Origin of the sequence: Thermotoga sp. Cell2 (genome assembly GCF_000789375.1) — a bacterium.
Taxonomy (GTDB): Bacteria; Thermotogota; Thermotogae; order Thermotogales; family Thermotogaceae; genus Thermotoga; species Thermotoga petrophila.
Genome location: NZ_CP003409.1, coordinates 1,480,705 through 1,494,614, shown reverse-complemented (window position 1 = coordinate 1,494,614; position 13,910 = coordinate 1,480,705). Strand labels below are relative to the sequence as shown.

The window sequence follows — 13,910 nt, the reverse complement described above, 5'->3', positions numbered from 1 at the left end:
CTCTTCACCTCACCAAAGATGGAGCCGCGCGGGGAAAATGTGGGCGATGAGCATTCCGAGTCCAAGGCCAGCGAGCGCCTCCAGAAAGTTGTGCCCCAGATCCTTCTTCACAGCCGGTCTCAGAACGATGGCATCCATGAATATGATTACAAGGAGAATGGCAGCGATGGAAGTGTAGGGAGAGTCGAATCCCGTGCTTCGGGCGAGTGACCACGCAAGGCCAGAGACGGTGGCCACATGACCGCTGGGCATACCACCGTAGCTCTTCAGCATCTTCACGTCTCTTTTGATCAGAAACTTTATGAACTGAGCCGTCAGGAAAGAAATAACAGCCGTGGTGAACGGCGTGCTCCGAAAAATCTTCCAGACGTCAAGCACGGAATAGGAAATGGATCACATCCCCCTCTCTTACAATGTAATCTTTTCCATGTGTTTCCACAGCTCCGGCTTCACGTGCTTTTTTCAGAGAACCAAATTCCACGTATCTTTCGAAAGGAATAACTTCGGCCTTTATGAACCCTTTCTGTATATCTGAATGAATCAAACCCGCCGCTTCATAGGCAGTGGATCCTTTCTTTATAGTCCAGCTTCTCGCCTCATTCTGCGTCGCTGTCAAAAATCTTATAAGGTTCAGAAGTTTCAAAACCTTCTCGAAAAACTCCCTCCTTTTGTTACCGAAAAGATTGTACTCTCTCCTGAAAACTTCCGCCTCTTTTTCCGGGAGAAATTTCAATTCTTCTTCGAGCTTCACGTTTATTATAATGTATTCCTCGTCCTTTTCTTTGACGATTTCTTCTATCAGTTTTCTTTTTCTTCGTCCAATTCATCGACGTTGAAAACCAGTATCTGAGGTTTATCTGTGAGGAGGAAGAGGGATTCGATCACCTCTTCCTCGAATCTGTCGTGCCTTGGAAATTTCGAGGCCTTTTTACCCTGAGAGAGAAACTCCCGAAGATTCTGGAGGAGTTCTACCTCTCTCTTTGCTTCCTTGTCTCCCGTTCTTGCAACTTTCATCCGCTTTTCGAGACGCTTTTGAACGGTTTCGAGATCCTTGAGTATGAGCTCGGTTTCGACTATTTCTATGTCTCTTTTTGGATCCACGTTCTGATACGGATGAGAAACTCTTCCGTCTTCAAAAAGACGGACGATATGGGCTATAACATCCACCTTGCTTATGTGGTCAAGGAACTGGTTTCCAAGTCCTTCTCCTTTGCTGGCTCCCTTGACGAGTCCCGCTATGTCCACAACCTCCACGAAAGGATGAACCACCTTTTTCGATCCTTCGTTCTTCGCGAGGAGCTCTATCCTTTCATCCGGCACAACGAAAATCCCCACGTTCGGTTCAATCGTGCAAAAAGGAAAACTTTCCGCAGGTACGCTGTTGTCGGTCAGGAAGTTGAAAAAGGAAGATTTCCCCGCGTTGGGAAGACCTACTATTCCCACCCTCTCCAAAGTATCACCTCAGTATTCATCTTCTTCGTCAAAGAAATCTTCTTCTTCCTCGTCGAAGAAATCCTCTTCGTTGAAAAGGTCAAAATCTTCATCCTCGTCGTATTCATCTTCTTCTTCCTCGAACTCCTGTTCAGTTTCCGTCTGATGAATGGACAGAGGCTTTCTTGGATCAAGCATGCCGTCGAACACTTTCCTCTCCTTGCCGTTGACTACAAGGTATCCTTCCGCTTTGGCAGGTTTTCCATAGGCAGTGATCACCATCATGATGAGATCTTCATCCACATCGTAACCCGGTTCTGACTCGATCACCAGAGCGTTGTCGTAGTAGAGTTTGTTCTTTACCTCGCTGGCTTACTTTTGGATTTTACCGTTGTTGAGAATCTCCTTTGCAGCCTCTTCACTGATATGGATCCTGAGGATATACCTGAAGTCCACGCTCTTCACTCCCCTGAGAAATTTTTTTACGCTCTTCGAATTATACAGGAGAAGTTTTAAAAGTCAAGGGTTCGATCGGTAAACGATTGCCCGGTGCAAAATCATATGTTATAATACCAGAGGCTACGGGGAGTAGCTCAGACGGCCAGAGCGCCAGAATCGGGATCTGGAGGTCGCGGGTTCAAGTCCCGCCTCCCCGACCAGGGACGGGAGCAAGGGCTCCCGCTTTTCTGTTTTTTTCAAAGTGTTTACCTCCGATGTAATTTTCATTCATGATTGAAGTATAGAATTTTCAAAAAGGGCGGGGAGGCGAGCGTGTGAATTACGAAGGAAAGACAAAAATTGTTAAGGTCACCGGCGATTATGCCCTGCTCGAGTTCAAAGATGATATAACCGCTGGTGACGGATTGAAGCACGATGTTCTAACGGGTAAAGGATCCATCTGCGCAGAAACGACCGCCATCCTCATGAAATATCTCTCCGAGAAAGACATCAAAACCCACCTCGTTGAATACATTCCCCCTCGAACGCTGAAAGTCATTCCTTTGAAAATGTTCCCCCTCGAAGTGGTTGTGAGATTGAAAAAGGCAGGATCTTTCGTGAGAAGGTATGGTGGAGCTGAAGGGGAAGACCTTCCAGTTCCCCTCGTTGAGTTCTTCATAAAAGACGACGAAAGACACGATCCAATGGTCTGTGTCGATCATCTCGAAATACTCGGCATCGCAACAAAAAAGCAGGCAGAAAAGATGAAAGAAGCGGCGGTGAAAATAACTCTTGCTCTCAAAGAGTTTTTTGAAAGGGCGAACTTCGAACTCTGGGACATAAAGTACGAGTTTGGACTCGACAAAGACGGAAACGTCGTTCTCGGTGACGAAATCTCTCCCGACACGTTCAGATTGAGAAATAAGGGTGAAATCTTCGATAAAGATGTGTACAGAAGGGATCTTGGTGATCCCTTAAAAAAGTACAGGGAGGTGCTGGAACTTTGCCGCTCTTTAAATTCGCAATAGACGTTCAGTACAGGAGCAACGTGAGGGATCCGCGCGGAGAAACGATCGAACGTGTTCTGAGGGAAGAAAAAGGTCTTCCCGTGAAAAAGTTGAGACTTGGGAAGTCCATCCACCTCGAAGTAGAAGCAGAAAACAAAGAAAAAGCGTACGAAATCGTAAAGAAAGCCTGCGAAGAACTCCTGGTGAACCCGGTTGTTGAGGAATATGAGGTGAGGGAGCTGTGAAGCCCAGAGCTTGTGTAGTGGTCTATCCTGGTTCCAACTGTGACAGAGACGCGTACCACGCTCTGGAAATAAACGGCTTCGAGCCCAGTTACGTCGGGCTGGACGACAAGCTGGACGACTACGAACTGATCATTCTACCTGGAGGGTTTTCCTACGGAGACTATCTGAGACCCGGTGCCGTTGCCGCAAGAGAAAAAATCGCCTTTGAAATAGCAAAAGCCGCTGAAAGAGGAAAGCTGATAATGGGAATATGCAACGGATTTCAGATCCTCATAGAGATGGGACTCCTGAAAGGAGCCCTTCTTCAAAATTCGTCTGGAAAGTTCATCTGCAAATGGGTGGATCTGATCGTGGAAAACAACGACACACCGTTCACGAACGCTTTCGAAAAGGGAGAAAAGATAAGAATACCGATAGCACACGGCTTTGGAAGATACGTGAAGATAGATGACGTGAACGTGGTTCTCAGATACGTCAAAGACGTGAACGGCTCAGACGAACGAATAGCGGGTGTTCTGAACGAGAGCGGAAACGTCTTCGGTCTCATGCCCCACCCGGAAAGGGCGGTTGAAGAACTCATAGGCGGAGAAGACGGAAAGAAAGTGTTCCAGTCCATCCTCAACTACTTGAAGAGGTGATGAAGTTGAGATATCTGAACATTCTCAAGGAGAAGCTTGGAAGAGAACCCACCTTCGTCGAGCTTCAGGCTTTTTCAGTCATGTGGAGCGAACACTGTGGATACTCCCACACGAAGAAATACATAAGAAGATTACCGAAAACGGGTTTTGAGGGAAACGCGGGTGTGGTGAACCTGGATGATTACTATTCCGTTGCTTTCAAGATAGAGAGCCACAATCACCCGAGTGCGATAGAACCTTACAACGGTGCAGCAACGGGTGTCGGTGGAATCATCAGAGACGTCCTCGCGATGGGAGCCCGCCCAACGGCCATATTCGATTCACTCCACATGTCCCGAATCATAGACGGTATCATAGAGGGAATAGCCGATTACGGTAATTCCATAGGCGTTCCAACGGTCGGTGGAGAACTCAGGATCTCCTCACTATACGCGCACAACCCCCTCGTGAACGTGCTCGCAGCGGGTGTTGTGAGAAACGACATGCTGGTCGATTCGAAAGCATCGAGACCGGGACAGGTCATAGTGATCTTCGGAGGAGCCACAGGAAGGGACGGAATCCACGGGGCGTCTTTCGCTTCGGAGGATCTCACGGGTGATAAGGCAACCAAGCTTTCAATTCAGGTTGGTGACCCGTTCGCTGAAAAGATGCTCATAGAAGCGTTCCTGGAGATGGTGGAAGAGGGACTCGTGGAAGGAGCTCAGGATCTGGGAGCGGGCGGTGTGCTGTCCGCAACTTCGGAACTCGTAGCGAAGGGGAATCTCGGAGCGATCGTTCATCTGGACCGTGTTCCCCTGAGAGAACCGGATATGGAGCCCTGGGAAATCCTCATAAGCGAAAGCCAAGAAAGAATGGCGGTCGTCACATCACCTCAGAAGGCGAGCCGCATTCTGGAAATAGCCAGGAAGCACCTTCTTTTCGGCGATGTCGTTGCCGAAGTGATAGAAGAACCAGTTTACAGGGTGATGTACAGAAACGATCTCGTCATGGAAGTTCCCGTCCAGCTCCTCGCAAACGCCCCAGAAGAGGACATAGTCGAATACATACCCGGAAAGATCCCAGAGTTCAAAAGGGTGGAATTCGAAGAGGTGAACGCGAGGGAAGTCTTCGAGCAGTACGATCACATGGTCGGAACGGATACCGTGGTTCCACCCGGATTCGGCGCGGCCGTGATGAGAATAAAGAGAGACGGGGGGTACTCCCTCGTCACACACAGCAGGGCGGATCTGGCTCTTCAGGATACCTACTGGGGAACCTTCATAGCCGTGCTCGAGAGTGTGAGAAAGACGCTCAGCGTTGGTGCGGAACCCCTCGCTATAACGAACTGCGTGAACTACGGGGATCCCGATGTTGATCCGGTGGGACTTTCGGCCATGATGACCGCTCTCAAGAACGCTTGCGAATTCTCCGGTGTTCCCGTTGCATCGGGAAACGCTTCTCTCTACAACACGTACCAGGGAAAACCCATTCCACCCACCCTGGTTGTGGGAATGTTGGGGAAGGTGAACCCGCAGAAAGTGGCAAAACCGAAGCCTTCGAAGGTGTTCGCGGTGGGATGGAACGACTTCGAACTCGAAAGGGAAAAAGAACTCTGGAGAGCCATAAGAAAACTCTCAGAAGAAGGTGCTTTCATCCTCTCTTCGTCACAGCTTCTGACGAGAACTCACGTGGAGACTTTCAGAGAGTACGGCTTGAAGATCGAAGTGAAACTGCCAGAAGTGAGGCCGGCGCATCAGATGGTGCTCGTCTTCTCTGAGAGAACTCCCGTAGTCGATGTTCCTGTGAAGGAGATCGGAACGCTCTCGAGGTGATGATATGTGCGGAATCGCAGGAGTCTGGAATGTGAAAGATGCCTTTTCTGTCCTTCACGACGTGCTTCTCGGTCTTCAGCATAGAGGACAGGAAAGTGTGGGTGTTGTGGTAGACGGGTTCAAAACGATAAAAGGAAAAGGACTCGTAGACACCGTTCTCACCGAAGACAGGTGGGAAGACGCTGAAAAGGGTATTGGACACGTAAGGTACTCCACGGCAGGATCGCTCGAGGACATTCAGCCAATCGTGGCGTTCACGAGAAAGGGAAGGCTCGCGATCGCTCACAACGGAAACATACCCAACGGCGAAAAGTGGATAGAGATGCTCAAAGAAAAAGGAGCGGTTTTCCAGAGCTCGCTCGACTCGGAGGTCTTCCTTCATCTCATCTCGATGTCTGAAGGTGACCTGAAAGAGTCCATAGTGAAAGCGCTGAAGAAAGTCCCTCTTGCCTACTCACTTCTCATTCTACACGAAGAATTCCTCGCTGCGGCGAGAGACCCATACGGCGTCCGTCCCCTGTTCTATGGAAAATACGGTGATGGAATCGTTGTGGCATCGGAAGACGCAGCGCTGAAAGCGATAGGTGTGGAAGACATAGAAGAAGTTCCCTCTGGAACGGTCGTGTTCTTCTCGAACAAAGGCACAGAAACGGTGAGGTTCTCCAAAAAAGAAAAGCGGTTCTGCTCCTTCGAATTCATCTATTTCGCGAGGCCGGACAGTCACTTTCTCGATCAGAGTGTACACATAGCCCGTTACAGAATGGGTGAAGAACTCTACAGAGAAAACCCGATAGAAGCGGACGTGGTCGTTCCGGTGCTGGACTCCGGACTTTCCGGAGCGATGGGATTTTCTTCGGCTTCGGGTATACCTCTCGACATCGGTCTCATGAGGAACAGATATGTGGGAAGAAGTTTCATCATGCCGGTGGACAGGGAAAAGATCGTCAAGAAAAAACTCGTCCCCATAGAAGACGTTGTGAGTGGAAAGAGGGTTGTTGTAATCGATGATTCGATCGTCAGAGGAACAACCATGGGCATCATCGTGAAGATATTGAGAGAGGCGGGTGCGAAGGAAGTACACGTTGGCATACACTCTCCACCTGTACGTTTTCCCTGTTTCTACGGAATAGATACCGCCAGAAAGAAAGAGCTCGTCGCGGGAGAACGTGCCGTGGAAGAAGTGAAAAAAATAGTCAACGCAGACTCTCTCTTTTACCTTTCACTCGAAGGGTTGAAAAGAGCCATTGGGAGGAGTGAACTGTGTGTAGCGTGCTTCAGCGGGGAGTACCTCCACGAATAGTCGTTCTCGCTTCGGGAAACGGAAGCAATTTCGAAGCGATCGTGAACGCAGCGCGAAGCGGTGAATTGAGTGCGGAAATCCAGATGCTCCTTGTGGACAGAAACTGCTACGCAATAGAGCGAGCGAAAAGACTGCAGATCCCCTGGGAAAGGCTCGAGAAACCCTGGGCAGAGTCTCTGAAAAAAAGACTCGAAGAGTTGAATCCCGACCTCGTGGTCCTCGCCGGTTTCATGAGGATTCTTCCGGCGGAGATCGTCGAAAGGTGGAAGTGGAAGATCGTCAACATCCACCCTTCGCTTCTTCCCGCGTTCCCCGGGACCCACGCCATCGAGAAGGCCTACGAATACGGTGTGAAGGTCACAGGAATCACCATCCACTTCGTTGATGAGGGAGTCGACACCGGTCCCATCATCTTTCAGAAAGCAGTTGAAATAAAGAAAGACTGGTCTCTCGAAAGACTGGAAGAAGAGATCCATAAGATAGAACATCGGTATTATCCGCTCGTCATTCAAAAGGTACTGGAAGGAAAATGGAAGATCGAAGGAAGGAGGGTTATCCTTGAAGAGGATATTGGTTAGTCTCTACGAGAAAGAAAAATATCTGGATATTCTGAGAGAACTCCACGAAAAAGGCTGGGAGATCTGGGCGAGCTCCGGCACCGCCAAGTTTTTGAAATCAAACGGAATAGAAGCAAACGACGTGAGCACCATAACGGGTTTCGAGAATCTCCTCGGAGGGCTCGTGAAGACCCTCCACCCGGAGATATTCGCCGGCATCCTCGGACCGGAACCCAGATGGGATGTGGTCTTTGTGGACCTATATCCACCCCCAGACATCGACATAGGAGGAGTCGCTCTTCTTCGAGCAGCTGCCAAAAACTGGAAAAAGGTGAAACCCGCTTTCGACATGGAAACACTCAAACTCGCGATTGAGATAGACGACGAAGAGACGAGAAAGTACCTCGCTGGAATGACCTTTGCGTTCACCAGTGTGTACGATTCGATAAGGGCCAACCAGTTTGTCGAGGGTATTTCTCTCGCCTTCAAGAGGGAAGATCTTCAGCTGAGGTACGGAGAGAACCCTCACGAAAAAGCGTTTGTGTATGGAAAACCAGCTTTTGAGATTCTGCACGAAGGAAAGACAATCTCATTCAACAACATCTTAGACGCGGAAAACGCGTGGTTCATGGCGAAGAACCTGCCGAGGATGGGTGCGGTTGTGGTGAAACACCAATCTCCCTGTGGTGCTGCGATAGGAGAAGACAAAGTGGAAATCGTGAAGAAGGCCATCGAGGCGGACGACGAATCCAGTTTTGGAGGGATCCTGGCCGTGAACTTCGAAATGGACGAAGAAGTTGCGAAGTCATTGAAAAAGTACCTCGAGGTGATCGTGGCACCTTCCTTCACACAGGAAGCGATCGAGGTTCTCTCTAAGAAAAAAGTGCGTCTCTTGAAGCCTGGGGATTACGCTTCGTGGGCTGGAAAGATGGCATTCGGTTCTCTCGTCCTGAGTGAAAGAAAGTACCCCGAAGGGAATTTTGAACTGGTAGTTGGAGAGCCTCTCTCGGAAAAAGAGCTTGAGGATCTGGAATTCGCTTACCGTGTTGTGGAAGGAGCGAAATCCAACGCTGTTCTCATAGCAAAAGACGGTGTAACTGTGGGAATAGGGAGCGGGCAGCCTTCGAGAAAGAGAGCTGCCTGGATCGCCACCGTGATGGCAGGAGAAAAAGCGAAGGGAGCGGTTGCGGCTTCCGATGCGTTCTTCCCGTTCCCGGACTCGCTCGAAATACTCGCTCAGGCTGGTGTGAAAGCGGTGGTCGCTCCTCTCGGATCCATAAGAGACGAAGAAGTGATCGAAAAAGCCAGAGAACTTGGAATCACGTTCTACAAAGCTCCGAGCAGGGTTTTCAGGCACTGAGGGGTGAAAGCGGTGAGGGTACACATACTCGGTTCTGGAGGAAGGGAACACGCGATAGGATGGGCTTTCGCAAAGCAGGGGTACGAAGTCCACTTCTATCCGGGAAACGCCGGAACGAAGAGAGATGGAACGAACCATCCCTATGAAGGGGAAAAAACCTTGAAAGCCATTCCCGAAGAAGACATCGTGATACCGGGATCCGAGGAATTCCTGGTAGAAGGGGTCTCGAACTGGAGATCCAACGTCTTTGGCCCGGTGAAAGAGGTCGCAAGGCTCGAAGGATCCAAGGTCTATGCCAAAAGGTTCATGAAGAAGTACGGTATAAGAACCGCTCGTTTCGAAGTGGCAGAAACTCCAGAGGAATTGAGAGAGAAGATAAAAAAATTCTCTCCTCCTTACGTGATAAAGGCGGACGGGCTCGCTCGAGGAAAGGGTGTTCTGATCCTCGACTCTAAGGAAGAAACCATCGAAAAGGGATCGAAACTCATCATCGGAGAGCTCATAAAAGGTGTGAAAGGCCCTGTTGTGATAGATGAATTTCTCGCCGGGAACGAGCTTTCCGCCATGGCGGTTGTGAATGGAAGAAATTTCGTGATCCTTCCCTTCGTCAGAGATTACAAGAGACTGATGGACGGTGACAGGGGACCGAACACGGGAGGTATGGGCTCCTGGGGGCCTGTAGAAATCCCTTCCGATACGATCAAAAAGATCGAAGAGCTCTTCGATAAGACTCTGTGGGGAGTGGAGAAAGAAGGCTACGCGTACCGGGGGTTCCTCTACTTGGGTCTCATGCTCCACGATGGTGATCCCTACATACTCGAGTACAATGTGAGACTGGGCGATCCAGAAACAGAAGTGATAGTGACGTTGAATCCCGAAGGATTTGTCAACGCGGTTCTCGAGGGATACCGCGGTGGTAAAATGGAGCCGGTGGAACCGCGTGGATTCGCCGTGGACGTGGTTCTCGCAGCGAGGGGCTATCCCGACGCTCCCGAAAAGGGCAAAGAGATCACCCTTCCCGAAGAAGGTCTCATATTCTTCGCGGGAGTCGCGGAGAAAGATGGAAAACTTGTGACCAATGGCGGCCGTGTTCTTCACTGTATGGGAACAGGAGAAACGAAGGAAGAGGCACGAAGAAAGGCTTACGAACTCGCGGAAAAGGTCCACTTCGAAGGTAAGACCTACAGGAGGGATATCGCTTTATGAAATACACTTACAGAGAAGCAGGAGTCGATGTCGAGAGGGGAGAAAGCTTCGCAAAAACTATAAAAAGCGCTGTAAAACTTCCTGAATGGGTGATGAAAGAGCCCACGGGATACGCTTCCATACTCACGATCACAACTCCTCCCGTTGTTGTAACGGCCGATGGGATCGGCACCAAACTCATCCTTCACAGAAAGCATGGGACCTGGCGCTACGCGGCTGAGGACCTTGTGGGTATGAACTACAACGATCTGGTCTGCGTGGGAGCGAGGCCTGTGGCCTTTCTGGACTACCTTGGGGTCGAGAGAATCTCCGAAGAACACGAGTCGTTCATAAAAGAGCTCGTAAACGTCCTTGACAGCGTGGATGTGAAACTGGTGGGCGGTGAGACCGCTGAGATGCCCGATGTGTATCGTGGAGACTGGGACGCTGTGGGGTTCGCTGTCGGCGTTTTAGAAAAACGGATACCGGTTGATAAGATAAAAGAAGGGGATGTGATCGTTGGTATTCCGTCATCGGGGTTCCACTCGAACGGCTGGTCACTCATAAGAAGGATCATAAAGGAGGAATCCATAAAGATCGAGGAACTTCCCTTTGAACTCCTGAAAGGAACACGCATATACAGAGAAGTCATCGAGTTGTTCGACCTGGTGAAAGGGATCGCACACGTGACCGGCGGGGGAGTGGTGAGGGCGCTGAAGAGAGTCCTCGGAAAGCTTGGGGCGCACGTTTCTCTACCAAAGAGGGACTTCGTTGATTGGATATTGAAATATGTAGACTTCAACGAAGCGGTCAACACCTTCAACATGGGTGTTGGAATGTTTCTGATCGTGGAAAAACAAAAGGTGGACGAGGTTCTGGCCAGAGTGGATGGAACAGTCGTTGGGAAGGTATCCTCAGACTGGAGAATCGAGTACGGAGGTGAGGGGGGATAAGTGTGATCGAGAGTTTCGTTAAAGGATTCAGGGAGATAGTTCAAAATACAAAACTCGCTGTGATAAGCGTTATGGCTCTCGTTCTGGGGTTTGTGACGGAAGTGCTTTACATCTTTGCCGGAAAGTACGATTTTCTGAGCTTCGATTTCTTCGTCATAAAACTCTTTGAAGAGGTACTGCTCGCATTGTTGATGGGACTACTTCTGGTTCCAAGAAGAAGAGAAAATCTTCTCAGTCTTCTCGTGTTTTCAGCGTTTTACGGGTTGACTATAAGTGCTGGTTTTTCTTTGTTTGTCCTTCCCGGTTTTGTGGCCTTCATGTTTCTCTTCTTTGTTCCCCTGCTCTCCGCTAAAGACGAATCTCCTTCCAGCGTCCTGGAAAAGAACTACAGAATGGTGTTCAAAGGGGAAAAGACGGTGGACGTTTTCCTCGCTGCAGCCGTTGTGTTCATCGTCTGGTTCATACCGTACCTGGGTTCCATAATATCGAATCTCTTGAGAGTCGTTCTGGTCTACTCGATGTACCGGATAATGGAGGGATCCTATGAAAAGACTGAGAGTGACACTGGCTCAGCTTAATCCGACCCTTGGAGACTTCGAGGGAAATCTGAAGAAGGCAATAGAAGCCCTCAGAGTGGCGGAAGACCGGGGAAGTGATCTCCTTGTCTTCCCGGAGCTCTTTCTTCCCGGTTATCCTCCCGAAGACCTCATGCTCAGGCTCTCATTCCTCAGAGAGAACAGAAAATACCTCCAGAAGTTCGCTCAGCATACAAGAAATCTCGGTGTTACCGTCTTGATGGGCTTCATAGACAGCGACGAGGATGCGTACAACGCCGCCGCAGTTGTGAAAGACGGTGAGATCCTTGGAGTGTACAGGAAGATATCTCTGCCGAACTACGGGGTTTTCGATGAGAGAAGATACTTCAAACCCGGAGAGGAACTCCTCGTCGTGAAAATAGGCAACATCAAAGTGGGAGTTACCATCTGCGAAGACATTTGGAATCCAGTGGAACCGAGCGCCTCGCTTTCCTTGGGTGAGGGAGTTCATCTCATAGCGAATCTTTCGGCTTCTCCCTACCACGTGGGGAAACCTGTTCTGAGAAAGGACTATCTTTCCATGAAGGCTTACGACTATCACGTGGCCATGGCCTACTGCAACATGGTCGGGGGTCAGGACGAACTCGTCTTCGATGGAGGAAGCATGGTGGTTGACGCTTCAGGAGAGGTCATAAACTACGGAAAGCTCTTCGAAGAGGAGATCATCACGGTGGATCTGGATCTGGACGAGAACCTCAGAGTCTCACTGGTAGATCCTAGAAGAAGGTACATGAAGACTCAGAACTATCCGGTGAAAACCGTGGAAGCGGGAAATCTCCGGGAGAAATCCGGGCATTTTGAACCGGTGGTGAATCCTCTTCCTGTGAGAGAAGAAGAGATGTTCAGGGCTCTGATCACGGGTCTGAGAGACTACGTGAGGAAAAACGGTTTTGAAAAGGTCGTGATAGGGCTCAGTGGGGGAATGGACTCTTCCCTCGTCGCGGTCATAGCAACAGAAGCCCTGGGAAAAGAGAACGTGAAAGGTGTCCTCATGCCGTCCATGTACACCTCAAAAGAAAGTATCGAAGACGCGCAAACACTGGCAAAAAATCTGGGCATAGAGACTTTCATCATTCCCATCACGGATGTGTTTCACTCCTACCTCGAAACACTCAAAGGCGTTTTCGCTGGGCGAGAACCAGATATAACCGAAGAGAATCTTCAGGCGAGGATCAGAGGAAACTACCTCATGGCACTTTCCAACAAGTTCGGATGGCTCGTTCTCACAACGGGAAACAAAAGCGAGATGGCAACGGGATACGCGACTCTCTACGGAGACATGGCGGGAGGATTCGCCGTTATAAAGGATGTTTACAAGACAGACGTTTACAGAATAGGAAGATGGTACAACAGCTGGAGAGGAAAAGAGATCATTCCGGAAAACATCTTCGTGAAACCCCCAACGGCGGAGCTCAGGCCGGGCCAGACGGACCAGGAGAAACTACCACCGTACGAGGTGCTCGATGAAATACTGAGACTCTACATAGAAGAAGGGCTCGATCCAGAAGAAATCGCATCAAAAGGCTTCGACAGGAAGACCGTGCTCGACGTGACGGAAATGATACGAAAGAACGAATACAAGAGAAAACAGGCCGCTATCGGCGTGAAGATCTCCACGAGAGCTTTTGGGAAAGACTGGAGAATGCCGATCACGAACAGATTTAAAGAACCTCTTTGAGAACGTTCAGGATTTCCTCGGGTTTCACCAGAGCAACCGCACCCGCTTCAAGAAGCGCTTTACCGTCGTTCAAAGAGTGAACGACTCCATAGATTCTTTCTATGCCGGCGCTTTTTGCGGCTTCAACACCGCTCTTTGAGTCTTCGAAGACCACAACCTTCTCTGGGACCACATTCAACCTTTCCAGAACGAGAAGGTATATCTCTGGATCAGGCTTTCCGTTCTTCACCTGATCACCGAACACCATGACGTCGAAGTACTTTTCGAGATCGAGTCTTCTCAATCTCTCCAGCGCTTCTCGCTGTGGTGTGGAGGTTGCGAGCGCGAGTTTTATTCTTTTGCTCTTTACGAACTCGAGCGCCTCTCTTACACCCGGATTTTCCTTGAGAAGCTCAGAGAAAACGCGCTTTTTTTCTTCGTGGACCCTCTTTTTGAAGTTCTCCAGAGAATCTTTTATCTCCAGAGCTTCCATGAGGATGGGAAGACCTTCTCTTTCAGGAACTCCCATTATTCTCCTGTGGAGATCCTCCGTGTAAGGTTTTCCATAGCTTTCCGCGACTCTTCTGTAAGCTTCGAAGTAGAGAGGCTCTGTGTCCATGAGCACTCCATCCATGTCGAAAATCACCGCTTCCATTCCTTACTCCTCCTTTCTTTTAAAAGAATAACATGAGAAGTTTAACCTGTCTAAATCGGATCTTTGTGGTAGTATTA

At 49.6% G+C, this 13,910-nt stretch carries 16 protein-coding genes and 1 tRNA gene; 12 read left to right on the top strand and 5 right to left on the bottom strand.

The window, feature by feature from the left end; translation table 11 throughout:
* Window positions 1-9: 9 nt before the first annotated feature.
* Genes CELL2_RS07775 through CELL2_RS07765 form a run of 4 tightly spaced genes read right to left on the bottom strand, consistent with a single transcriptional unit; the run spans window position 10 to window position 1,761 of the window.
* Window positions 10-378 (bottom strand): divergent PAP2 family protein, encoded by a 369-nt coding sequence (locus CELL2_RS07775; protein WP_011943956.1) that lies wholly within the window; start codon window positions 376-378, stop codon window positions 10-12.
* Window positions 371-751 (bottom strand): DUF933 domain-containing protein, encoded by a 381-nt coding sequence (locus CELL2_RS09685; RefSeq protein ID WP_241208651.1) that lies wholly within the window; start codon window positions 749-751, stop codon window positions 371-373. Before CELL2_RS09685 ends, CELL2_RS07775 begins: the two co-directional genes overlap by 8 nt.
* A 47-nt stretch (window positions 752-798) precedes the next feature.
* Window positions 799-1,443 (bottom strand): GTPase, encoded by a 645-nt coding sequence (locus tag CELL2_RS09680; RefSeq protein ID WP_241208701.1) that lies wholly within the window; start codon window positions 1,441-1,443, stop codon window positions 799-801.
* Window positions 1,444-1,461: 18 nt separating this feature from the next.
* Window positions 1,462-1,761 carry a hypothetical protein gene (locus tag CELL2_RS07765; protein ID WP_241208650.1) on the bottom strand — a complete coding sequence of 100 codons (300 nt, stop codon included), beginning with the start codon at window positions 1,759-1,761 and terminating at the stop codon, window positions 1,462-1,464.
* Window positions 1,762-2,013: 252 nt separating this feature from the next.
* Here CELL2_RS07765 and CELL2_RS07760 point away from each other — a divergent pair.
* From CELL2_RS07760 to CELL2_RS07705, 12 genes are all read left to right on the top strand, one after another.
* Window positions 2,014-2,090, top strand: a tRNA-Pro gene (locus CELL2_RS07760).
* Between the two features lie 114 nt (window positions 2,091-2,204).
* Window positions 2,205-2,897: a phosphoribosylaminoimidazolesuccinocarboxamide synthase gene (locus CELL2_RS07755; protein WP_012311199.1), complete on the top strand. Its 693-nt coding sequence runs from the start codon at window positions 2,205-2,207 to the stop codon at window positions 2,895-2,897.
* Window positions 2,873-3,121, top strand: coding sequence for a phosphoribosylformylglycinamidine synthase subunit PurS (gene purS, locus CELL2_RS07750; RefSeq protein WP_004080026.1), 249 nt, complete (start codon window positions 2,873-2,875; stop codon window positions 3,119-3,121). The genes CELL2_RS07755 and purS overlap by 25 nt, the downstream gene beginning before the upstream one ends.
* On the top strand, window positions 3,118-3,759 hold the full coding sequence (purQ, locus tag CELL2_RS07745) for a phosphoribosylformylglycinamidine synthase subunit PurQ (RefSeq protein WP_004080023.1): 642 nt from the start codon (window positions 3,118-3,120) through the stop codon (window positions 3,757-3,759). Before purS ends, purQ begins: the two co-directional genes overlap by 4 nt.
* Entirely contained in the window at window positions 3,759-5,570 is a 1,812-nt protein-coding gene (gene purL, locus CELL2_RS07740; RefSeq protein ID WP_128080980.1) for a phosphoribosylformylglycinamidine synthase subunit PurL, read from the top strand. Before purQ ends, purL begins: the two co-directional genes overlap by 1 nt.
* Window positions 5,571-5,574: 4 nt before the next feature.
* Window positions 5,575-6,870, top strand: a complete 1,296-nt coding sequence (purF, locus tag CELL2_RS07735; RefSeq protein ID WP_004080018.1) for an amidophosphoribosyltransferase — start codon at window positions 5,575-5,577, stop codon at window positions 6,868-6,870.
* Complete coding sequence (gene purN, locus CELL2_RS07730) at window positions 6,831-7,448, top strand: phosphoribosylglycinamide formyltransferase (protein WP_012311197.1); 618 nt, start codon at window positions 6,831-6,833, stop codon at window positions 7,446-7,448. The genes purF and purN overlap by 40 nt, the downstream gene beginning before the upstream one ends.
* On the top strand, window positions 7,429-8,787 hold the full coding sequence (locus tag CELL2_RS07725; protein WP_004080014.1) for a bifunctional phosphoribosylaminoimidazolecarboxamide formyltransferase/inosine monophosphate cyclohydrolase: 1,359 nt from the start codon (window positions 7,429-7,431) through the stop codon (window positions 8,785-8,787). Before purN ends, CELL2_RS07725 begins: the two co-directional genes overlap by 20 nt.
* Window positions 8,788-8,799: 12 nt before the next feature.
* Window positions 8,800-9,993 carry a phosphoribosylamine--glycine ligase gene (purD, locus tag CELL2_RS07720; RefSeq protein WP_004080013.1) on the top strand — a complete coding sequence of 398 codons (1,194 nt, stop codon included), beginning with the start codon at window positions 8,800-8,802 and terminating at the stop codon, window positions 9,991-9,993.
* Window positions 9,990-10,925 (top strand): phosphoribosylformylglycinamidine cyclo-ligase, encoded by a 936-nt coding sequence (purM, locus tag CELL2_RS07715; protein WP_004080012.1) that lies wholly within the window; start codon window positions 9,990-9,992, stop codon window positions 10,923-10,925. The genes purD and purM overlap by 4 nt, the downstream gene beginning before the upstream one ends.
* A 2-nt stretch (window positions 10,926-10,927) precedes the next feature.
* Entirely contained in the window at window positions 10,928-11,503 is a 576-nt protein-coding gene (locus CELL2_RS07710; protein ID WP_038034358.1) for a hypothetical protein, read from the top strand.
* Window positions 11,469-13,199: an NAD+ synthase gene (locus tag CELL2_RS07705; RefSeq protein WP_004080010.1), complete on the top strand. Its 1,731-nt coding sequence runs from the start codon at window positions 11,469-11,471 to the stop codon at window positions 13,197-13,199. Before CELL2_RS07710 ends, CELL2_RS07705 begins: the two co-directional genes overlap by 35 nt.
* Here CELL2_RS07705 and CELL2_RS07700 read toward each other — a convergent pair.
* Entirely contained in the window at window positions 13,183-13,833 is a 651-nt protein-coding gene (locus tag CELL2_RS07700; RefSeq protein ID WP_004080009.1) for an HAD family phosphatase, read from the bottom strand. The two genes, CELL2_RS07705 and CELL2_RS07700, sit on opposite strands and share 17 nt — an antisense overlap.
* Window positions 13,834-13,910 lie beyond the last annotated feature (77 nt).

Bases quoted from the DNA above. Each gene is read 5' to 3' on its own strand.
- CELL2_RS07700 (WP_004080009.1), bottom strand. From the start codon at position 13,833: ATGGAAGCGGTGATTTTCGACATGGATGGAGTGCTCATGGACACAGAG.
- purL (WP_128080980.1), top strand. From the start codon at position 3,759: ATGAAGTTGAGATATCTGAACATTCTCAAGGAGAAGCTTGGAAGAGAA.
- purM (WP_004080012.1), top strand. From the start codon at position 9,990: ATGAAATACACTTACAGAGAAGCAGGAGTCGATGTCGAGAGGGGAGAA.
- CELL2_RS07705 (WP_004080010.1), top strand. From the start codon at position 11,469: ATGAAAAGACTGAGAGTGACACTGGCTCAGCTTAATCCGACCCTTGGA.
- purF (WP_004080018.1), top strand. From the start codon at position 5,575: ATGTGCGGAATCGCAGGAGTCTGGAATGTGAAAGATGCCTTTTCTGTC.